The 19,089-nt window shown below is 63.2% G+C and carries 18 protein-coding genes and 1 tRNA gene; 11 read left to right on the top strand and 8 right to left on the bottom strand.

Annotated features, from left to right (window positions below; translation table 11 throughout):
- The first annotated feature begins 161 nt into the window (after nucleotides 1–161).
- Nucleotides 162–1,235 (top strand): dihydropteroate synthase, encoded by a 1,074-nt coding sequence (folP, locus tag ABD050_RS15825; RefSeq protein WP_343890429.1) that lies wholly within the window; start codon nucleotides 162–164, stop codon nucleotides 1,233–1,235.
- A gap of 10 nt (nucleotides 1,236–1,245) precedes the next feature.
- On the opposite strand, the gene ABD050_RS15820 is transcribed toward folP, so the two are convergent.
- The 3 genes from ABD050_RS15820 to ABD050_RS15810 all read right to left on the bottom strand — a co-directional run bounded on the left by ABD050_RS15820 (nucleotide 1,246) and on the right by ABD050_RS15810 (nucleotide 4,443).
- Nucleotides 1,246–1,689: an anthrone oxygenase family protein gene (locus ABD050_RS15820; protein WP_343890428.1), complete on the bottom strand. Its 444-nt coding sequence runs from the start codon at nucleotides 1,687–1,689 to the stop codon at nucleotides 1,246–1,248.
- A 16-nt stretch (nucleotides 1,690–1,705) separates the two neighbouring features.
- Nucleotides 1,706–2,914 (bottom strand): Gfo/Idh/MocA family protein, encoded by a 1,209-nt coding sequence (locus ABD050_RS15815; RefSeq protein WP_343890427.1) that lies wholly within the window; start codon nucleotides 2,912–2,914, stop codon nucleotides 1,706–1,708.
- 104 nt (nucleotides 2,915–3,018) lie between these two features.
- Complete coding sequence (locus tag ABD050_RS15810) at nucleotides 3,019–4,443, bottom strand: sigma-54-dependent transcriptional regulator (protein WP_343890426.1); 1,425 nt, start codon at nucleotides 4,441–4,443, stop codon at nucleotides 3,019–3,021.
- A 143-nt stretch (nucleotides 4,444–4,586) separates the two neighbouring features.
- Between ABD050_RS15810 and ABD050_RS15805 the strand changes: the two genes are divergently transcribed.
- The 9 genes from ABD050_RS15805 (at nucleotide 4,587) to ABD050_RS15765 (ending at nucleotide 12,190) form a co-directional block, all read left to right on the top strand.
- Nucleotides 4,587–4,715, top strand: a complete 129-nt coding sequence (locus ABD050_RS15805; protein WP_343890425.1) for an aa3-type cytochrome c oxidase subunit IV — start codon at nucleotides 4,587–4,589, stop codon at nucleotides 4,713–4,715.
- 6 nt (nucleotides 4,716–4,721) lie between these two features.
- Nucleotides 4,722–5,843: an NAD(P) transhydrogenase subunit alpha gene (locus tag ABD050_RS15800; RefSeq protein ID WP_343890423.1), complete on the top strand. Its 1,122-nt coding sequence runs from the start codon at nucleotides 4,722–4,724 to the stop codon at nucleotides 5,841–5,843.
- Nucleotides 5,843–6,655, top strand: coding sequence for a hypothetical protein (locus ABD050_RS15795; protein WP_343890421.1), 813 nt, complete (start codon nucleotides 5,843–5,845; stop codon nucleotides 6,653–6,655). Before ABD050_RS15800 ends, ABD050_RS15795 begins: the two co-directional genes overlap by 1 nt.
- Nucleotides 6,656–6,664: 9 nt before the next feature.
- The gene (locus ABD050_RS15790) at nucleotides 6,665–6,964 is read left to right on the top strand and encodes a proton-translocating transhydrogenase family protein (RefSeq protein WP_343890420.1); all 300 of its coding nucleotides are present in this window, start codon (nucleotides 6,665–6,667) and stop codon (nucleotides 6,962–6,964) included.
- Nucleotides 6,965–7,066: 102 nt separating this feature from the next.
- Nucleotides 7,067–8,479 carry an NAD(P)(+) transhydrogenase (Re/Si-specific) subunit beta gene (locus tag ABD050_RS15785; protein ID WP_343890419.1) on the top strand — a complete coding sequence of 471 codons (1,413 nt, stop codon included), beginning with the start codon at nucleotides 7,067–7,069 and terminating at the stop codon, nucleotides 8,477–8,479.
- Nucleotides 8,480–8,542: 63 nt separating this feature from the next.
- On the top strand, nucleotides 8,543–9,457 hold the full coding sequence (locus tag ABD050_RS15780; protein ID WP_343890418.1) for a hypothetical protein: 915 nt from the start codon (nucleotides 8,543–8,545) through the stop codon (nucleotides 9,455–9,457).
- 191 nt (nucleotides 9,458–9,648) lie between these two features.
- A complete protein-coding gene (locus ABD050_RS15775) occupies nucleotides 9,649–10,596 on the top strand; it encodes a MarR family winged helix-turn-helix transcriptional regulator (protein ID WP_343890417.1) in 948 nt (315 codons plus the stop codon).
- A gap of 69 nt (nucleotides 10,597–10,665) precedes the next feature.
- Nucleotides 10,666–10,741 (top strand) — tRNA-Val (locus ABD050_RS15770).
- Nucleotides 10,742–10,897: 156 nt separating this feature from the next.
- Nucleotides 10,898–12,190: a tyrosine-type recombinase/integrase gene (locus ABD050_RS15765; protein ID WP_343890416.1), complete on the top strand. Its 1,293-nt coding sequence runs from the start codon at nucleotides 10,898–10,900 to the stop codon at nucleotides 12,188–12,190.
- 126 nt (nucleotides 12,191–12,316) lie between these two features.
- Here the strand turns inward: ABD050_RS15765 and ABD050_RS15760 are convergent, their stop codons facing one another.
- The 4 genes from ABD050_RS15760 to ABD050_RS15745 form a co-directional block, all read right to left on the bottom strand.
- Nucleotides 12,317–13,561 (bottom strand): ABC transporter permease, encoded by a 1,245-nt coding sequence (locus tag ABD050_RS15760; protein WP_343890415.1) that lies wholly within the window; start codon nucleotides 13,559–13,561, stop codon nucleotides 12,317–12,319.
- Nucleotides 13,558–14,232, bottom strand: a complete 675-nt coding sequence (locus tag ABD050_RS15755) for an ABC transporter ATP-binding protein (protein WP_343890413.1) — start codon at nucleotides 14,230–14,232, stop codon at nucleotides 13,558–13,560. Before ABD050_RS15755 ends, ABD050_RS15760 begins: the two co-directional genes overlap by 4 nt.
- Before the next feature lie 28 nt (nucleotides 14,233–14,260).
- Nucleotides 14,261–15,427: an efflux RND transporter periplasmic adaptor subunit gene (locus ABD050_RS15750; protein ID WP_343890433.1), complete on the bottom strand. Its 1,167-nt coding sequence runs from the start codon at nucleotides 15,425–15,427 to the stop codon at nucleotides 14,261–14,263.
- 359 nt (nucleotides 15,428–15,786) lie between these two features.
- Complete coding sequence (locus ABD050_RS15745; RefSeq protein WP_343890411.1) at nucleotides 15,787–16,677, bottom strand: SDR family NAD(P)-dependent oxidoreductase; 891 nt, start codon at nucleotides 16,675–16,677, stop codon at nucleotides 15,787–15,789.
- 468 nt (nucleotides 16,678–17,145) lie between these two features.
- Between ABD050_RS15745 and ABD050_RS15740 the strand changes: the two genes are divergently transcribed.
- The gene (locus ABD050_RS15740; protein ID WP_343890410.1) at nucleotides 17,146–17,967 is read left to right on the top strand and encodes a hypothetical protein; all 822 of its coding nucleotides are present in this window, start codon (nucleotides 17,146–17,148) and stop codon (nucleotides 17,965–17,967) included.
- 212 nt (nucleotides 17,968–18,179) lie between these two features.
- Here the strand turns inward: ABD050_RS15740 and ABD050_RS15735 are convergent, their stop codons facing one another.
- On the bottom strand, nucleotides 18,180–19,082 hold the full coding sequence (locus ABD050_RS15735; protein ID WP_343890409.1) for a transposase: 903 nt from the start codon (nucleotides 19,080–19,082) through the stop codon (nucleotides 18,180–18,182).
- Nucleotides 19,083–19,089: the final 7 nt, after the last annotated feature.

The raw sequence follows: 19,089 nt of genomic DNA, 5'->3' as shown, positions 1-19,089 counted from the left end.
CTACCTCCATCTCCCCAACTCGCCCTCAATCTAGGCACAGCAGGAAAAATCCCGGACAGCAGTGGGACTTGTTCCGGGGTCCACGGTGCCGCAGGAGCGGATGGCGCATATGCGCGGAACCGTGGATGCCGGAACACGTCCGGCATGACGAAAGGGGCTTGATGACCGACCATCTCCACCTCCGCCCGATCCAGTTCGTCGATACGCCGGTCGGTCGCGACGGCGAGGTCGCGCGGCTGGCCGGCGGGATGACATGGTTCTCAGCCTATGAGGTGATCGAGAACGGCAGGAAACGCACGGTGCCGATCGCCGATTTCGACGCGACGTTCGCGCGGGACGACCGCGCGGCGAAACTTCACGGGGCCATTACTGCCGCGCGCCCCGCCCTCACCCTCGGCGACCGCGTGCTGCGCTTCGATCAGCCCTTGGTCGCGGGCATCCTCAACGTGACACCCGACAGCTTCTCCGACGGCGGCAAGCTCCAGGACGATCCCATTGCCGCCGCCGGGGCCGGATTCGACATGACGGTGAAGGGCGCCGCCCTGATCGATGTCGGCGGCGAATCGACCCGGCCCAAGGCGCCGCTCGTCTGGGAGGGCGACGAGATCAAGCGGGTCGTGCCGGTGATCGAGCAGCTGGCGAAGAGCGGGACCCTGGTCTCGGTCGACACCCGCAAGGCAGCAGTGATGGAGGCGGCGCTCGCGGCCGGGGCCGCGATCGTCAACGACGTATCGGCCCTGCTCTGGGACGACCGGTCGGCCGAGATCGTCGCGGGCGCGGGATGCCCGGTGGTGCTGATGCATTCGCCCGACCCGAAAAAGGGACCGCATGGCGGGGAGGGCTATCGCGACGTGCTGACCGAGGTGTTCGACTGGCTCGAGACGCGGATCGAGGCAGCCGTCGCGGCGGGGATCGATCGGGGGAAGATCATCGTCGATCCAGGGATCGGCTTCGGCAAGTCGCTCCAGGACAATCTTGCCCTGCTCAACGGCCTTGCGCTGTTCCACGGGCTCGGCTGCCCGATCCTGCTCGGGGTCAGCCGCAAGCGGATGATCGGCGCGCTGTCGAACGAAGCCCCGGTCGATCAGCGCCTCGGCGGCTCGATCGCGCTTGCGATGAAGGGCATCGAAGCGGGCGTGCAGCTGCTTCGAGTCCATGACGTGGCCGAGACGGTGCAGGCGCTGAAAGTCTGGCGCGGCCTGCGCGACGCGGCCCTGACCTCCGGGAGCCGTTGAGGACGGGCGCTCAAACCGCCAGCGGCACCGGCGAAAGGGCCAGCACGAAGGCAGCCGTCGCCAGCAGGCCGAACGCGGTCCGCCCGGCATGGAGGCGGGCCCAGCGCCTGACCAGCGGGCGGATCGTCGCGGGATCATCCTCGGGCCCGATCCGCCCGAGCTGGCTGTTGACCGGCATGATGACGACGAAGGTCCAGGGCAGATTGGCCATCATCAGCACCGCGCCGGCCAGGAAGAACCAGCCGCCATGTTCCCACCACATCCCCGCCCCCAGCACCGCGCCGAGGATCGCGAGCGGCGCCTGCATCAACGTGCCGCGCCTGTAGGCGGAGCGCCACTCAGTGAGCAGTGCCCGGTCGTCGAGCTTCAGCCGCGCCGGCTGCTCGGCAAAACTGATATAGAGCGCGGCGCCCGAGAAGAGAGCGGCGGCGACGAGCGCATAAAGTCCGATCATGGTCGCCGCCTCCTCATCAGACCGGCCTGGGGACGTCTACCATGACTGCGGGGTCATAGGCACGCCTGTATCCCCAATCGGTCCTGACCGTGGCGCCGCCCTTCGCGACCGATTCGAGGATCGCGTGCATCAGCCGCATGTCCTGCAACCCTTCCTCGCCGGGCGAGACGAGCGGCGCCTTGCCGCGCACCACATCGGCCATCCAGTCCATCTCGCGGGCGAACTGGTCGATCTCGTGGATCTTCGGCTCGCGATCGCCCTTCGCGCCATCGATGGTGAGATGGTTGCCACCGTAGAAAGCGCCGGGCTCGGCGGTCATCTTGCCGTGCTCGCAAAACACCTGATAGGCCATCGTCCCCTGATAGGAGAAGGAAGTCGAGCCGTTGGCGATCGCCCCCGAGGGGAAGCGGAACTGCCAGGCGATGACGTCCTCGGTCGTCCTGAAGCGGGGATCGCTGCGGTCGGTCTGCGCCCAGGCGCGGACCTCGACCGGCTCCTCGGCCAGGATGTAGCGCGAGGCGTTGACGCCGTAGATGCCCATATCGGCAAGCGCGCCCCCGCCCGACATCTTCTGGTCGAGCCGCCACGCATCGGACGGATCACTGAGATCGGACTGGCGGCCCATATTGGTGACGACGAGCCGCGGCTTGCCGAGCGCGCCGGAGCGCATCCGCCGCATCACCTCGAGGTTGAGCGGCTCATAATGGCAGCGATAGGCGATCATCAGCTTGCGGTCCGCGGCTTTGGCAGCGGCGATCATCGCTTCGCAATCGGCGATGCTTGTCGCCATCGGCTTTTCGCACAGCACATGCTTGCCGGCCTTCAAGGCGCGGATCGTGTATTCGGCGTGCATCGAATTGGGCAGCACGATGTAGACGACCTGAATCCGCGGGTCATGCGCGATGCGATCATAATCGTCATAGGTATAGATCGCGTCGGCGGGCAGCCCCTGCTCGGCGGCGATGCGGCGGGCCTTGTCGGGATGGCCGCTGACCAGGGCGGCCAGCTTCGCGCCGCGCGCGCCCTTCAGGCCCGGGATGATCTGCCCCTGGGAGAGCTTGCCAAGGCCGACGACCGCGAAGCCGATCTTCTCGCTGTCGGGAAGCGGCGGCAGCTGGGGTTCGGGAAACGGCGCCGGCTCGGCGAGAGCGGTGCCGGCAAGGGCGGCTGACGCGCCGGCAAGGCCGAGCTCGATCAGGGTGCGGCGCGAAATGCTGTTCGGCATGCTGGTCTCCTCCGGCTTCAGGCGATCGGGTGTCGCTGGCCGCAGGAATCCTATAGCATATCGGAAGTGGCGCTGACGAGATGGTACCGGTAACGAACGCCCCTTCAGGCAGCGGCGTTGTCGATCCCGAGTTCGCCGAGCTTGCGATAGAGAGTCGAGCGCCCGATCCCGAGCCGGCGCGCGACCTCGGTCATGCGGCCGCGATAATGGCCGATGGCGAGGCGGATGACATCGGCCTCGATCTCCTCGAGCGCGCGCAGATTGCCATCGGCATGGAACAGGGTGACGCCGCCGCTGGTCGCCATCGGCGATGGGCCCGGCACGCTGTGGCGCTGCGCCCCAAGGGCTGCGATCTGCGGGAAATCGAGCCGGGTCAGGGCATCGCCATCGCACAGCACGGCGGCGCGGAAGAGGGCGTTCTGGAGCTGGCGGACATTGCCCGGCCAGTCATATTGGCCGAGCAGCGCCAGCGCATCGTCAGTGATGCCGAGCTCGCGGAGGCCGGGCTGCTCGGCGATCCGCGCGAGCAGGTGGCGGGCAAGCGCCGGAATATCGCCGGTGCGCTCTCTCAAGGGCGGGATCGTCACCTGGACGACGTTGAGGCGGTAATAGAGATCCTCGCGGAACCGGTCCGCCTCGACCTCCTCGATCAGGCGCTTGTTGGTGGCGGCGATGACCCGGACATCGACTTCGCGGGTGTGCCGCGCCCCGATCGGCTGGATCTCGCCCGACTGGAGCACGCGGAGCAATTTGACCTGGGCGTCGAGCGGCATCTCGCCGATCTCGTCGAGAAAGAGCGTGCCGCCATCGGCCTCCTGGAAGCGGCCGATCTTGCGCTCGAACGCGCCGGTGAAGGCGCCCTTCTCATGGCCGAACAGCTCCGATTCGACGAGATTGGCGGGAATCGCGCCGCAATTGACCGCGATCATGGGCTTCTTGCCGCGTGGGCTCGCGGCATGGATCGCCTCGGCGACCACTTCCTTGCCGACGCCGCTTTCGCCCTCGAGCAGGACGGGCACACGGGCGCGTGCCGCCTTGGCGGCAATCGCCAGCGCGGCGCGGAAATCCGGGGCCGAACCGACGATTTCGTCGAAGGCGAGCAGCGCCGGAATCTTCTCGGTGAGCGGGCGGAGTTCGCCCGCCGCCTTGCCGGCGACCGCGGCTTCGAGCGCGCTGAGCAGGCGTTCCGGCGCGAGCGGCTTGACGAGGAAATCCGTCGCGCCGGCGCGCATCGCCGCAACGGCATGCGCCACGGAGCCATTGGCGGTGAGCATGAGCAGCGGGAGCGCCGGGCGGCGCTGGCGAATCTCGGTGATCAGCGCGGTGGCATCGGCCTCGGGCGCCCAGTGATCGAGCAGGATCGCGTCCAGCTGCATCCCGTCCTGCGTGCCGAGCATGGCGATCGCCATCTCGCCGTCATTGGCGAACACCGCACGCCACCCGCGCCGCGCCGCGAGCGCCGCGACAAGGCGGCGCTGGGCCGGCTCGTCGTCGATCAGCATCAACAGCCTTTGTCCGTTGCGCGTCATCCACTCGTTCCCATTGCACTGTTGAACAGTAACCATAAGGCAAGTGGGTAAAGGCGGCCTTAAGCGCCCCAAGGCGGGACTTGAGGGACAGGCTCGCGCCCGCTAAGCAGCACGCAACGAGTGATCAGGCAGGGGTTATCATCATGGCCGCAGACGGCGACATCAAGGTGCACGAAGCGACCTATCACAAGGTGATCGCGATGCTGAAATGGGGCGCTGTCGGCTGCTTCGTGATCGCCTTCACGGTGATCTGGCTGATCTCGGGCAAGTAGCGCCGGGTGAAAATCGCAGTCCTCAGGGAGCAGGCCGAGGGCGAGCGCCGCGTCGCCGCGACCCCCGAAACGGTCAAGAAATTCATCGCGCTAGGCGCCGAGATGGCAATCGAGGCGGGTGCCGGGGAATCGGCATCCTATGCTGACGCCGATTATGCCGCGGCCGGTGCCGTGGTCGGCACGCGCGCCGCGACATTGCAGGACGCCGGCATCATCCTCGGCGTTCAGGGCCCCGATCCGGCGAGCCTGAGCGGCGCCGCGCCGGGCGCGATGCTGGCGGCGAGCCTCAATCCGTTCGGCGAGCGCGCCCGGGTCGACGGCTATGCCGCCGCCGGGATCGAGGCGCTGGCGATGGAATTCATGCCGCGAATCACGCGCGCCCAGTCGATGGACATCCTCTCCTCGCAATCGAACCTTGCCGGCTACAAGGCAGTGCTCGACGCGGCGGCGGAATATGACCGCGCCTTTCCGATGATGATGACGGCGGCCGGCACGGTCTCCGCCGCGCGCGTGTTCGTGATGGGCGTCGGCGTCGCCGGGCTGCAGGCGATTGCGACCGCGCGCCGCCTCGGCGCGCAGGTGTCGGCCACCGACGTGCGATCAGCGACCAAGGAGCAGATCCAGTCGCTCGGCGCCAAGCCGATCTTCGTCGAGAATGTCGCCGGCATCGAGGGCGAGGGATCGGGCGGCTATGCCGGCGAGATGAGCCCCGAATATCAGGCGGCGCAGGCCGAGCTGGTCTCGGGCCATATCGCCAAGCAGGACATCGTCATCACCACCGCGCTGATCCCGGGGCGCCCGGCGCCGCGCCTGATCTCGGCGGCGCAGGTCGCGAGCATGCGCCCGGGCAGCGTGATCGTCGATCTCGCGGTCGAGCAGGGCGGCAATGTCGAGGGTGCGGTCGCGGGCGAGGTCGTCACGGTTTCGGGCGTGAAGATCGTGGGGCACCGCAACGTGCCGTCGCGGCTTGCGGCCGATACATCGGCCCTGTTCTCGCGCAACCTGTTCAACTTCCTCAGCGCCTTCTGGGACAAGGAAGCGGGCAAGCCGGTGCTCGACGAGGAGATCGGCGACGCGATCCGGCTGACCAGGGGCGGGGCGGTCGTCAATGCGAGGCTGTTGTCCTGATGCGGCGCGCGACTTTCGGCGCCACGATGATGTCATTGTTCGCCATGGCGGCGCCGTCCTGGGCTGAAACGGTCCCCTTGTCGGCAAAATGGACCATCGATACGTCGAAAATACCGGCCCATGTCGAGCTGCGAAAGGGCAAGGTCCTTTTCTCGGCCAAACTGCTGCCGTCGAAACTCGTCAGGATCGAAGGCGCGGCGGTCGCAGCAGGCACCGGAGAATTACGGGCAGCTGCGGGCGGCCAGTTCATGGTCTTTGCCGACAATGGAGGTTCGGAGGTCTATTGCTCCACCAAGACGGTAGACCTGATGCATAAGGGGGGCTTCCTCTATATGCGGTATGACGACACCTATATGTGTCTACTGGATCGGGATCGTGACGGGAAATTCGAGCTCAGCTATGAAATTCGATCTGGTCTCGCGGCGTTGCCCTTTCTGACGCATGGCAAGACTGACGACATGGTGCCGATCACGCCGGTGAGCTACACCACCATTGATCCTGCCCAGCTCGATATTCCGCTGATGCTGACCTTGCGGTGGAATATCGGAAATGGCTTCGATGATCGGTTGGGTTTCAACGTCAGCGTCGGTGCCGACGCCAATGCCGGCTACCTTCCCAGAGAAGCTGCGCTCACCCTCAGTAGCTGGTATGGCCTTAACAAGGGAGAGGTTCCGGGGACCTTCGGTTTCGCCAATCTGCGCATTCATGCCGCCTCGACCGCCGCCAAGACCGCGACCTTCGACATAGAAAAACTGTCCGACCACGGAACGATGATCACCGACGCCGCTCATGTCGGCTTCGGCCTCAACTAGGAAGCAAGCATGGACTTCATCTCGATCCTGTCGATCTTCGTGATGGCCTGCTTCGTCGGCTATTATGTCGTCTGGTCGGTCACGCCGGCGCTGCATACGCCGTTGATGGCGGTGACCAATGCGATCTCCTCAGTGATCATCGTCGGGGCGCTGATTGCGAGTTCGGCGGCGGCGGGCGGCTCGGCTTCGTCGAAATGGCTGGGCCTGCTGGCGGTGGTGCTGGCAAGCGTCAACATCTTCGGCGGCTTTGCGGTCACCGCGCGGATGCTGGCGATGTACAAGAAGAAAGAACGGCCCGCGGCCAAATAGAAGTTCGTCACCCCGGGCTCGTCCCGGGGTCCATCGTGCCGCGAGCGCAATGGGATGAGTGGACCCCGGAACAAGTCCGGGGTGACGCCAAAGGGGTTTGGAATGGAACACACGGTACCGGTCAATCCCTGGGTGGCGCTGGCCTATCTGATCTCTGGCGCCTGCTTCATCCTGGCGCTGCGCGGCCTTTCGTCGCCGGCGAGCTCGCAGCGCGGCAATCGCTTCGGCATGATCGGCATGGCGCTCGCGGTCGGCACGACCCTGTTCGTCCACGAGATCGCCAGCCTGCCAGAGATCCTGGTCGCGATGGCGATCGGCGCGGCCATCGGCATCGTCACCGCGCGGAAAATCGCGATGACCGATATGCCGCAGCTCGTCGCCGCCTTTCACTCGCTGGTCGGCATGGCGGCGGTGCTGGTCGCCTGTGCCGCCTATCTCAACCCCGAAGCGTTCGGCATCGCCGGCCCGGACGGTGCGATCTTCACTGTCAGCCGCATCGAGATGGGCCTCGGCGTCGCGATCGGCGCCATCACCTTCTCGGGCTCGGTGATCGCCTTCCTCAAGCTCAACGGCAATATGGGCGGCAAGCCGATCATGCTGCCCGGCCGCCATGTCATCAATCTCGGCGTACTCGCCGGCATCCTCGGCCTGATCGCCTATTTCACCCAGGACCAGAGCCCCTGGATCTTCTGGACCGTCACCGGCCTGAGCTTTGCAATCGGCTTCCTGCTGATCATCCCGATCGGCGGGGCCGACATGCCGGTCGTCGTCTCGATGCTCAACAGCTATTCGGGCTGGGCGGCGGCGGCGATGGGCTTCACGCTGCACAACACCGCGATGATCATCACCGGCGCCCTGGTCGGCTCGTCGGGCGCGATCCTCTCCTACATCATGTGCCGGGCGATGAACCGCAGCTTCATCAGCGTGATCGCGGGCGGCTTCGGCGGCGACAGCGGCGCAGGGGCCGCCGCGGCGGCGACCGACCGGCCGTGGAAGCGCGGCTCGGCCGAGGACGCCGCCTTCCTCATGCAGCAGGCCGAGCAGGTCATCATCGTCCCCGGCTATGGCATGGCGGTTGCCCAGGCGCAGCATGTGCTGCGCGAGATGGCCGACAAGCTGAAGGAACATGGCGTCCGCGTGAAATATGCGATCCATCCGGTCGCGGGGCGCATGCCGGGCCATATGAACGTGCTGCTCGCCGAGGCGAACGTACCTTATGACGAGGTGTTCGAGCTCGAGGACATCAACAGCGAGTTCGCCCAGACCGATGTCGCCTTCGTGATCGGCGCCAATGACGTGACCAATCCGGCGGCGAAGACCGACAAGACGTCGCCGATCTACGGCATGCCGGTGCTCGACGTCGAAAAAGCCAAAACGGTGCTGTTCGTGAAGCGCTCCATGGGCGGCGTGGGCTATGCCGGGGTCGACAATGACGTATTCTACATGGACAATACGATGATGCTGCTCGCCGACGCGAAGAAGATGGTCGAGGAGATCGTGAAGTCACTCGGATAGTCCGGGGACGATCGCCTCACCCTTCAGCCAGATTCGGGAGTCGGCCGGAACGGGGGATGAATCATGGTGACGGTTGGCGGTATCATCGGCGGCGGGCTGCGGCTCGTGAAGGACCGGCCGATTTCGACACTGGTCTGGGGCATTATCTACATGGCGGTGACGGCGGCGGGTATCGTCGCGTTGCTGGTGCCCTTCCTGCAGATGGCAGCGGCGAACGCGCAGCATGGGACACCGCCCGATCCGGCCGCGTTGCTCCGGGTGATGGGGCTCATGTACCTCTTCTATTTCGGCATCTTCATCGTTTTGACGATCCTGTTGGCGGCCGGCGTGCGCGCCGTGCTCAGGCCCGATGAGCCGGGCTTTGCCTATATCCGCCTCGGCATGGATGAAGTGCGGCTGGTCGCGCTGATGCTGATGATGGTGATCGGCGGGTTCGTGCTGATGATGGTGCTCATCATGCTTTTCTCGATCGTCATGATCGCGATGGGCGCCGGCGCGGGCGGCATGATGAACGGCGGCGCCGCACCGGGCCAGCCGGGCGCCGGATTCGTCGTGATGATCCTCCTGATCTATGCGATCCCGATCTTCCTGTCCGTCCGGCTGTCGCCCGCGCTCGCGCTGACGATGATTCGGCAGAAGATCGTCATCGGCGAGGCATGGCGGCTGACGAGCGGCCATTTCTGGAAGATATTCGCCGGCTATCTGGTGCTGGGGCTGATTCTCTTCGTCGCCTATATCGCCATTCTGTTCGCTGTCTTCCTTCCCCTCGCCTCGGTCACGGGCAATGCGGAGCCTGGGGCGATGGCGGCGCTGATGCAGGGCCATGTCGGGGCGCTCGGCCCGATCCTGGCCGGCGGTTGCGTCGTGCTCGCGATCCTGTCGGGGATCGGGATTGCCTTCTGGTCGGGCGGCATTGCGGCGGCGACCAACGCGCTGCTCGCCGATCCCGATATGGATTATGCCGAGACATTCGCCTGACGGTCCGGGCGCGGACGCAAGCGTTGCATCCAATTTGGTGAAGATCGTTACAGTGTGGGCAGCCTGACGAGCGCCATAACGGGCAGCTAGGTCCGATCTGGAGGCATATCGACTAACCCATTTCGGAGGAATCCGTATTTTTGCGACCATAGCCGGGCCGCGGGGGCAACCGGGATGGGTGCTGGGAAGCAATGAGGCGTTCAGCGACGGGGTCGGGCTACAGCATGGGCGCCCCCGCGCTGATCATCGCCGACGATGGCCCCGAAGGCCGCGCGGCGGCCGAGGCGATCCTGATGGCCGGCGGACGCGCCCTTGGCCGGATCGGCTGGCAGGGCGCCGCGGGACAGCTCGATCGGCAGGGCGCGCTCGGTCTCGTCATGGTCGAGGCGCAGCGGATCGACGATGCGCTGATCAAGGCAGTCCTGCCGCGCATCGCCGCACTGGCCCGCGACACCGACGCACCGATCGTGATCGCGCTGGCCGACCATCAGATCGATCTGGTCTCGGCCGGGCTGGGCGGCACCGACGCCCGGATGCTGTACGCGCCCGGTATCGTCGAGCGGGCGGCGGCGGCGGCGGCGGCGCTTGGCGCCCGCGCGCGCGACCAGCTCAACGATGCAGGCCGTGATGCCGAGGCCGCACGGTTGCGGCACTTGAATCAGGAAGTCGCACGCATCGCCGAGACGCTCGCCCGGCTGACCCGGAATACCGGCGAACGGTCAGCGAGACGGGACGACCGCCCCGCCGAGCGGCACACCGGCCTTGCGCCGCTTCAGACCGGCAACGGCCAGTCGGTTACCGCGCGCGAGGTCCGCGACGCGATTCGCGCACGGCGGCTGCGCGACCAGTATTTCGGCCGCGGGCTGTTCGAGGATCCGGCATGGGACATGCTGCTCGATCTGTTCGCGGCCGACCTGGAACGGACTCAGGTTTCCGTCTCCAGCCTGTGCATCGCGGCGGCGGTCGCGCCAACCACGGCGCTGCGCTGGATCGCGAAGATGAGCGAGGCCGGCCTGTTCGAGCGCCACGCCGATCCGTTCGACAAGCGCCGGGCGTTCATGGCGCTCTCGGACAAGGCCCGCGCGGGCATGCACGGCTATTTCGCTACGATCAAACAGGCGGAGCTGCCCGGCGCTTGAGGCTTGCCGATCGCGCGCGATGCTGGCAACGGAGCCACACCTCGAGGATGCGATGCTACGAATCGCCGGGGGCGATTAGCTCAGTTGGTAGAGCGTCTCGTTTACACCGAGAATGTCGGCGGTTCGAGCCCGTCATCGCCCACCATTCCTTAGTTTCAAGGCATGTCACCAAGTGTCGCTCTATTGCGAAACTCCTGAGAATCTGAGAGTTTATGGTCTCATCGCTTCCTGAGCGGTGCAACCAAAGCGCATGCGCGCTGGGGGCACTTCGGGGGCACGGACCGAGGATGGAGGGGGCATCGTGGCACTCACCGATCTGCAGGCGCGAAAGGCAGCGCCGCGAGACAAGGACTATAAGCTGGCCGACTCAGGGGGGCTCTACCTGTTCGTCACCCAGAAAGGGTTCAAGTCGTGGCGCTTGAAGTATCGGTTCGCGGGAAAAGAAAAGCGTCTCGTTTTCGGGCCTTATCCGGAGGTGTCGCTCGCGAAGGCGCGTGAGGAGCGCGATCGGGCGCGCGCGGCCCTGCGCGAACATAGAGATCCCATGGTCGAGGAACGCAAACGGAAGCTCACGGCGCACGCAGCCGCTGGCGCAACGTTCGAGCGCGTGGCCACGCAGTGGCACGACGCCCAGCGAGCTCGCTGGTCACCGGTTCAGGCGAAGAAAGTCATCCAAGCATTCAAGCGCGACGTTTTTCCGGCCTTCGGCACGATGCCTCTCATCGACATTGACGGACCTATCATCCTCGCGATGCTGCGCGAAGTGGAAGAGCGTGGAGCAATCGACTCAGCCAAGCGGATACGGCAGCATGTCTCGGCGGTCTTCAGCTACGGGATGGCCGAAAGCCTTGTCGCCACCGATCCCGCAGCGACTATCGGCCGGGCACTCAAGCCGATCGGGAAAAAGGGGAAGCAACCTGCGTTGCGGTCGATCGAAGACGCTCGGCAGTTGTTGTTCGACATGGAGCGATCGACGTCGAGCCCGCTGACCAAACTCGCTTCGCGACTACTCGCGCTTACCGCCGTCCGGCCCGGCGTCGTCCGAACCGCGCAATGGGTGGAATTCGAGGGTATCGACTGGACCGATGATGCGTCGCCGAGCCCCGAGGCCGTGTGGCGAATACCACCAGACAAGATGAAGCTGGAGCTGAGCGATAAGAGCGAAGAGGGTTTCGAGCATGTGGTTCCGCTGGCGTCCCAAGCGATCGAAGTCCTGAGATCCTTGCAGCGGTTGACCGGTACGATCGCCCTTCTGTTTCCCAGCATTCGATCCACCCGCATCCCGATGTCGGAGAACGCAATCGGCTATATGTACTTCCGAAATGGATATAGCGGCCGGCATGTCCCGCACGGATGGCGAGCCACTTTCTCGACAATCATGAACGAGCGGGCGGTCGCGTTGAATCGACCAGATGATCGAGCGATCATCGACGCAATGCTGGCGCATAAGCCGAAGGGCGTTTCGGCGTCGGAGATGGCGTACAACCGCGCATTGCACATGGCGCGGAGGCGCCAATTGGCGACTGAATGGGGAGACTTATTGGTGCAGGGACTTCAACCGGCGTCCCAACTCCTCGGCGGACAGTGCAGGTAGGTCTTATGGTCGGCGAGAAGGTCGCGTTCGATCTGAAACTGGGCGCTGCCGGGCCGCACCAGGCGTACCACGGGCGTCACTCCCCGCGCCGCGCGTTCGTACTCTGGGCGCATATCGGCATTGGACTCACTCGCTTCGTAGCGCGTCAATCGGGGAGAGACGCGACGCCCGGATCGCAGGATAGCTGCCGAAAGCCAGCCCGATAAATGCCGAGAATAAGATGGCGCCGATTGCCGTTCCGGCGCCAATCGGCGCGGGAAAATCAGCGAGATTCTCAAAAACCTGGGCAAGTATCGCTGCTATTGCCAGTCCGATTGAGCCGCCGATTACGCAAAGGACAGCCGCCTCGACAAGAAACTGGTTTCGAATGTCGCTCCGTTTTGCGCCGAGCGCCATGCGCAGACCGATTTCGCGGGTACGTTCGGTGACGCTCACCAGCATGATATTCATTATCCCGATGCCGCCGACGAGCAGGCTGATTGATGCGATTGCCACCAGCACGCCCTGAAAAATCGCGGTTACGACGCCAGTTTGCTTCATGAACTCCTCGGTAGTGTTCACGGTGAAGGGGCTGATCTCACCCTTCGGCACGTTGTTTCGCGCCCGAAGCACACGGATGATGTTCTGTTTGGCGTTTGCAAGATCGACCCCGTTCTCGAAGCCGACGAACAAGATTGCAAGATCGTCCGGTCCCTGGCCCGTCGCCGTCGCAAACCGCTGGCGCGCCGTCGTGATCGGCACGAGCGCGATGTCGTCGTTATCGTTCCCGAACGAAGATCCCTTGGTCTCCAAAACACCGATGACTACGAACTGGACGCGAGAAATGCGCACCGTCTGTCCCAGCGGGTCGAAGCTGCCGAATAACTTTGCAGCGACGCTTGGGCCTAGCACGACAACGCGTGCGGCGGTGCGAACGTCGGCTTCGGCGATAAAGCGGCCGGTATCGATTTCGAAATTGGCGACCCGTCCATAATCGGGCGTAATGCCGACCGCCGTCGTGGTGGAGTTCCGTCCCTGGATAACCAGCTGGACAGTTGCTCGGAGTTGCGGCGCCATGCCGCTGACGCCGGGAACGAGCCGTTGGATCGAAGCCGCGTCGCGCTCGGTCAGGCGGCCGCGACCGCCCGGGGGCCGTCCACCCCTAACGTCGGGCTGGGGAAAGACGATCGCCATGTTCGATCCCAATTGGTTGATCGAATTCATCACGCTTGCCTTGGCGCCGTCACCGATCGCGACCGCGAGGGTGACCGCAAGCACGCCGATCAGAACGCCCAAGGTCGTCAGGATTGATCGCATGAGGTTGGTACGCAGTGCGACGAAAGCGATCGCGATATTGATGCCCCAGGCTGCAAAGACGCGCGCTACGTTCACGTCGCGCGCCTGCGATCCACGACGGCCTCGTCCTCGATCACCTTGCCATCACGAAACAAAATTCTGCGGCCGGCATATTGGGCGACGTCGGGTTCGTGCGTAACGACGATAACAGTAATACCCTCGTCATTGAGTCGCTGAAAAATACCCATGATGTCCTCGGACGTCTTGGTGTCGAGCGCGCCTGTTGGCTCGTCGGCGAGCAGCATCAAGGGTTTAGTCACCAGCGCACGCGCGATCGCCACACGTTGCTGCTGCCCGCCCGACAATTTCGCCGGTGTGTGCCTTAACCGGTCGCCCAGGCCCATGTCGCGCAGCGTCGCCTCGGCGCGGGCGCGCCGCTCGGCGCCCCGCAAGCCGGCGTAGATGAGCGGTACGGCGACGTTATCGATCGCCGATGTGCGCGCGAGCAGATTGAACTGCTGGAACACGAAGCCGATCTTGCGGTTGCGAATGTTGGCCAGATCGTCACTCGACAGCCCGGCAGTGTCGACGCCGTCGACCAGCAAACGCCCTGCGCTCGGCACGTCGAGAGCGCCGATCATGTTCATGAAAGTGGATTTTCCCGACCCCGACGCCCCCATGATGGCGACGAACTCGCCGCGGGCGATTCTCAGCGAAACTCCTGCCACGGCATGAACCGTTTCGCCCCCAAGGACGTAGTCCTTCACAAGGTCATGCGTCTCGAGGAGCGGCGGTTTAGCTTCCGCTGGCATTGTCACTCGCATCGTCGACGTCTTCAAATGCCTTTTTCTTGATGGTCGACCTGCTGCGGATGATCAGCTTGTCCCCCGGCGCGATGCCGTTGACAATCTCGACATAATCCTCGCCCTGGAGGCCGAGCGTGACGATGCGCCGTTGGGGGCGAAACTCGTCGGTAGTGGCGATGTAGACGACAGGCGTGGTGGTAGGCAGGTCTCTTTCGCCAGGTCGATCGGTTGCGCGCGGCCGGAAGCGGAGCGCGGTCGCCGGTACGCGAACGACATTCGGACGCTCACCCGTGATGATCTCGACGTTCGCGGTCATGCCGGGCAGCAGCTTCCCGTCCTTATTGTCCACGTCGAGGATGACGAGATAGCTAACGACATTCTGCAATTCAGTCGCCGATTTACGAATCTGGCGGACCGTCGCGGCAAAGGTCTCACCTGGGTAGGCGTCAACCGTGAAACGCACAGGCTGGCCCCCTCGCACCTGACCGATATCGGCTTCGTCGACTGATGCCTCGACTTGCATCCGCGTCGTGTCAGCCGCGATTTCGAAGAGATTGGGTGTCTGAAAGCTTGCCGCAACCGTGGTACCGGGTTCGACAAGCTTGTTAATGACCACCCCGCTTGCGGGCGCGACGATGGTGCTGCGCGACAGATCGAGCTCCGCCGACGAAAGCTCCGCCTGGGCCTGTGCGATCTGCGCGCGCGCGCTCGCCGCCTGTGCGGCGGCAGTGCGCGCGCCAGCGCGCGAAGCCGCCAATGCGTTGGCAGACGTGTCCAACCCAGCAGTCGATATGAAGCCGCTCTTCGCCAGTGAAGCGCGGCGGCGATAATCACGCTCTTGAGTGCCGGCGTCCGAATGGGCACGGCTGATCGAAGCCTCGGCTTGGGCTAATGACGCCTGCGCCAGCGCGACTTGAGCGCGCGATTGCTGCACGCGTGCACGAAGGCGCGTCGGATCGATCTCGGCGAGCACTTGCCCTTTTGTCACCGGAGAATTGAAGTCGACAAGGACGCGCGTGATCTGGCCCGAAACCTCCGCACCCACCTTTATCGTGTTCAGCGCGCGCAGCTTGCCTGAAGCGGTGACGCGGCGCACGACTTCACCCCTGTCTACGGCCTGCGTGACATATTCATAGGTCCTTGGCGTGGGGCGCACCGCCAACCAGAGCCCCAAGGCAAAGACGACGCCGATCGCGATCGACCACCTTGGATGGCGCCCAACCCAACCCCGTGTTCTCTGCAACATTACCGATCCCCGCTTTGCCCGTTGTCGTAACCAGTGCGGGCCTGGGTCGCCTGGCCCGATTCTAGCCAACCAATGCTTCACGACTGGCTACTCACCGCCTGTTTTCAAGGAACGCAGGCTCGACGTCAAACGACCAAATCTGCGAAGGATACCCGATAAATCCGCTCGTCGCGCAAAGGTGACTGGCAATGTGACCGTATTACCTTTCCGATACTAATGACATGGACGCACCTACTGGGCAGGATGCTCAGTCGGAGGGGTTCGAGGAGTTAGGGGAAGGGACTCCCCGTAAGATCCTGAGACATTGACCATAGGCGGCGTGCGGCTTCGAGATCTCTGGCATGCTTGTTTACCCCAACGGACTTGGGCTTTCCTTTGGTCCCGAACAGGCCCGACGGTCCGTATTGGAGGCCGCCTTCCGCTTCGTCGGAGGATGCTGCAAATACGACCGAACCTGCCGCTGCAGCGGGCGGGTGCCCAATCCACTTGTAAAGCTTTTGAATGGCTCCCCTGCGCCCCTCCGAGGGGATTGCGCCCCTGAGAATACCAGTGGGACTGAGGCCAGGATGGGCAGCGCAACTCAGTACCCTCCAGCCTTGCTCGAGACTCCGCCTCTGCAATTCAAGCGAGAAAGTCAGCAGCGCGAGCTTGGATCGCGAATACGCCTGAATGGGATTGTACCGCGTTTCCATCGTGAAATCCTCGAAGTCCAGAACGCCGGACTTGGACGACAAACTCGTGACCGAAACCACTCTCGGCGCGGAAGACCGTGTGAGCAACGGTAGCAACTGACCTGTCAGCGCGAAATGCCCGAGATAATTGGTGCCGATCTGCGACTCGAATCCGTCGCTGGTCGATTGACGCACCGGCCCTGCGGTCACTCCGGCATTGTTAACGAGGACGTCCAGCCGTTGCTCGCGCGCTTTCAGAAGGTTGGCCAGATTCGCGACGGACGCGAGGTTAGCCAAGTCAAGGGGCACAAAATGCACCCGACCGTCACCGGGTTCGGCAGCGATTCTGTCGCATGCAGCGGTGCCGCGCTCGTTGTCCCGGCCAGCGAGGAGGATTGCCCAGCCCTTCGAGTGGAGGGCACGTGCAACTTCGAAGCCGATACCGCCGGTGCCCGTGACAAGTGCTGTACGCCTCTGACCCGTTTCCATCCATCATTCGCCCCGTCCCACGCGCAATTATTGTAACGGCAGCTACTTCATCACGGGTCAACAGTAATTAATGAGCTTTCGAAGAGAAAAATCACCAATTCGGATACATTTTTTTGCAGTTCCATGTTCAGCGAGTACCAGTCAGTATTGAGCTAGCGGGTATCTAAGGACTATACCGCAGGGCAGAAACTGGGTACATCAAGGCGGTCCGGGTCGCTTCGGTCCGAGCATGAGGTGGCGATGACTGTTGAGCTAGCTGAGACCCCTTCCAGGGTGGGTCTTCGAGATTCGCAGCATGCATCGACGACCCCGGTATTGGGCAAATTGGCAAAGCTGGTTCTGTGGGCTGCGCTTCTTATCGCCCCACGCCTTCCCGTTCTCGCCGCATATACTGTCCCTATGAGCGCCCTCGCTGTTGGTGCGGGGCTAATCCCGCTTGCCATTCGGATAGCCCGGTCGCGCGGTCGGATGACCGAGCTGGAGTGGACGGGTGCGGTCGCGGGCGCTGTTGTCGTCACAGGTGCCATGTTGCCAAAGGCTGCCCGTCTATGGATCTTGGCACACCCCGCGATCTGGCTGCCGATGGCGTGTATCGTCGCGTGTCACCTTCTGGTCGGGGGCTTAGGCGCCGCCCGAGCTTATCAAGAAGCATCAGGGCCTAGCAAAGCCAGATTGGAGGCAGCCCTTTCCAAGATTATTCCGGCCAATTTAGCCAAGTTCGCGGCACACGATATCAACCTAATAGGGTACCTATTTGTTTGGCGTCGATCGGCAGATGTGCCGGCTGGGATGATTCCGTTCGATTACTATCGTCACGTTCGACCCATTCTTTTCGCGTTCCTCGCAATTGCTGCTATCGAAGCCTTTGCTGCGCACTTCTTGTTCATGCACGCTCGCCCGATCATTAAATGGATTGTGTTTGCCGTCGACGATATCGGCTTATTGTATTTACTGGCATTCATTCTCTCTCTGCCCAAGCTTCCCGTCCTCGTGTCCCGCGAAGGACTTCGTGTGCGAGCTGGCGTTCTCGTCGACCAGTGGATTCCGATGGAAGAGATCGCATCGGCTGGACGGGTGATTTCCCTCGCAGCGGAAGACAAGAGCCGGATGCTGAAGGCCTCGCTGATGGCGTACCCAAATGTCATCGTAACCCTCAAGCGCCCTTTGAAGCTGAAGTTACCCTTTCGCGGCGAGCGCGCCATTGAGCTGATCGGCTTGCATCCCGACGACGCTGCTGGGTTCATCCAAACGCTGAATGGAATGGTCGCCTCCAGAGTCGCGACGGCCTGAGCGAGCTTGGCGGAGAGTCTCGACTACGCAGATTGCGACCCGGGTCGTATGAGGATGCGGCCGGGGCAACGCCTGGCTGACCGGCCGGGTAACCGGCAGGCGGTCCGACTGGCGGACAGAATTACGTCCAATTGACTGCACATCACGATAATGAGCGATGCGCCGGAGAGTTGCGTCAACGTAGTGCTGATAGCTGCGTGCCGGCGGGGCTGCTACGCCCCCGAATAGTCCCTTCCCCCGCTACCGTACACCAACGGCAAGGTACTAAGCTTCAGCGCGTCACTCTTTGCTGAAGAAAGAAACTTCTCAAGCTCCGCGGGACGTATTTCGCCAAGAACATTGAGCGCAAACGCTTGCGTTCGCGTGCATCGATGATGACAAACCGTCTGGTAAAGTAGGTCGACTGTATTATCGTCGTGAAGGGTCCTGAATATATCGATCAGGAAAAGTCGTGTCGACGCGATGTCGCCGGCACCTCGAGATATCGTCTTATTTTGTACGTCAAATATATATTGCTGCGCAGTCCGCGTGTCTTCACTCCGACACATCAAGTTCAACGAGACGGACACCTGATCCGGAGGGAACTGGATGTGAACATCCTTTCCAGACCGGTAGACCATGACACGCCCCGGCTTCAATTGGTGGCGCCCACATTCTACGAGGTCAACAGGTTCTCCCTCGTAACCCTGCACGGTAGCATAATCATATTCAAACAGGTCAGTTTCATAGCCCGGTCCAAAATAACCGACCGATACGAAACTGAAATTATGGTCATGCGCAAGGTCGTAGGCAAAGTAGCTCCGCTCAAAATCAGTGTGCACCGAAGATTCAGGCACAGGCACCCAAATATTGCTTCGTATCAGGAAATCGCGAGTTCTCGCTAAAACGATTGACTGCGGCGAATTCTCGTTCACTGATACACCAGACCAGCACGCCTTCAATTCATTGTGATATTCATCGAGCACAAAGGTTCGATTGTTGGCCAACGCCCGCAACGCCCAGGCATGCTCTTCCAAACTATCAATGTCTGCCGGATCGACATTGTTTTCAACATATTCGACATATTCGGCGAGTGACAGAGTCTCAGTCGGCTGCGTATCTAGAATGTAGACCATTCCGTGT

This window comes from Sphingomonas oligophenolica (assembly GCF_039522915.1).
Taxonomy (GTDB): Bacteria; Pseudomonadota; Alphaproteobacteria; order Sphingomonadales; family Sphingomonadaceae; genus Sphingomonas; species Sphingomonas oligophenolica.
This window is presented reverse-complemented; position numbering and strand designations above follow the sequence as displayed.

What these genes read in the sequence shown, in the direction of transcription:
- folP (WP_343890429.1), top strand. Translation starts at nt 162, where the DNA reads ATGACCGACCATCTCCACCTCCGCCCGATCCAGTTCGTCGATACGCCG.
- ABD050_RS15820 (WP_343890428.1), bottom strand. Translation starts at nt 1,689, where the DNA reads ATGATCGGACTTTATGCGCTCGTCGCCGCCGCTCTCTTCTCGGGCGCC.
- ABD050_RS15815 (WP_343890427.1), bottom strand. Translation starts at nt 2,914, where the DNA reads ATGCCGAACAGCATTTCGCGCCGCACCCTGATCGAGCTCGGCCTTGCC.
- ABD050_RS15810 (WP_343890426.1), bottom strand. Translation starts at nt 4,443, where the DNA reads ATGACGCGCAACGGACAAAGGCTGTTGATGCTGATCGACGACGAGCCG.
- ABD050_RS15805 (WP_343890425.1), top strand. Translation starts at nt 4,587, where the DNA reads ATGGCCGCAGACGGCGACATCAAGGTGCACGAAGCGACCTATCACAAG.
- ABD050_RS15795 (WP_343890421.1), top strand. Translation starts at nt 5,843, where the DNA reads ATGCGGCGCGCGACTTTCGGCGCCACGATGATGTCATTGTTCGCCATG.
- ABD050_RS15790 (WP_343890420.1), top strand. Translation starts at nt 6,665, where the DNA reads ATGGACTTCATCTCGATCCTGTCGATCTTCGTGATGGCCTGCTTCGTC.
- ABD050_RS15785 (WP_343890419.1), top strand. Translation starts at nt 7,067, where the DNA reads ATGGAACACACGGTACCGGTCAATCCCTGGGTGGCGCTGGCCTATCTG.
- ABD050_RS15780 (WP_343890418.1), top strand. Translation starts at nt 8,543, where the DNA reads ATGGTGACGGTTGGCGGTATCATCGGCGGCGGGCTGCGGCTCGTGAAG.
- ABD050_RS15775 (WP_343890417.1), top strand. Translation starts at nt 9,649, where the DNA reads ATGAGGCGTTCAGCGACGGGGTCGGGCTACAGCATGGGCGCCCCCGCG.
- ABD050_RS15745 (WP_343890411.1), bottom strand. Translation starts at nt 16,677, where the DNA reads ATGGAAACGGGTCAGAGGCGTACAGCACTTGTCACGGGCACCGGCGGT.
- ABD050_RS15740 (WP_343890410.1), top strand. Translation starts at nt 17,146, where the DNA reads ATGACCGAGCTGGAGTGGACGGGTGCGGTCGCGGGCGCTGTTGTCGTC.
- ABD050_RS15735 (WP_343890409.1), bottom strand. Translation starts at nt 19,082, where the DNA reads ATGGTCTACATTCTAGATACGCAGCCGACTGAGACTCTGTCACTCGCC.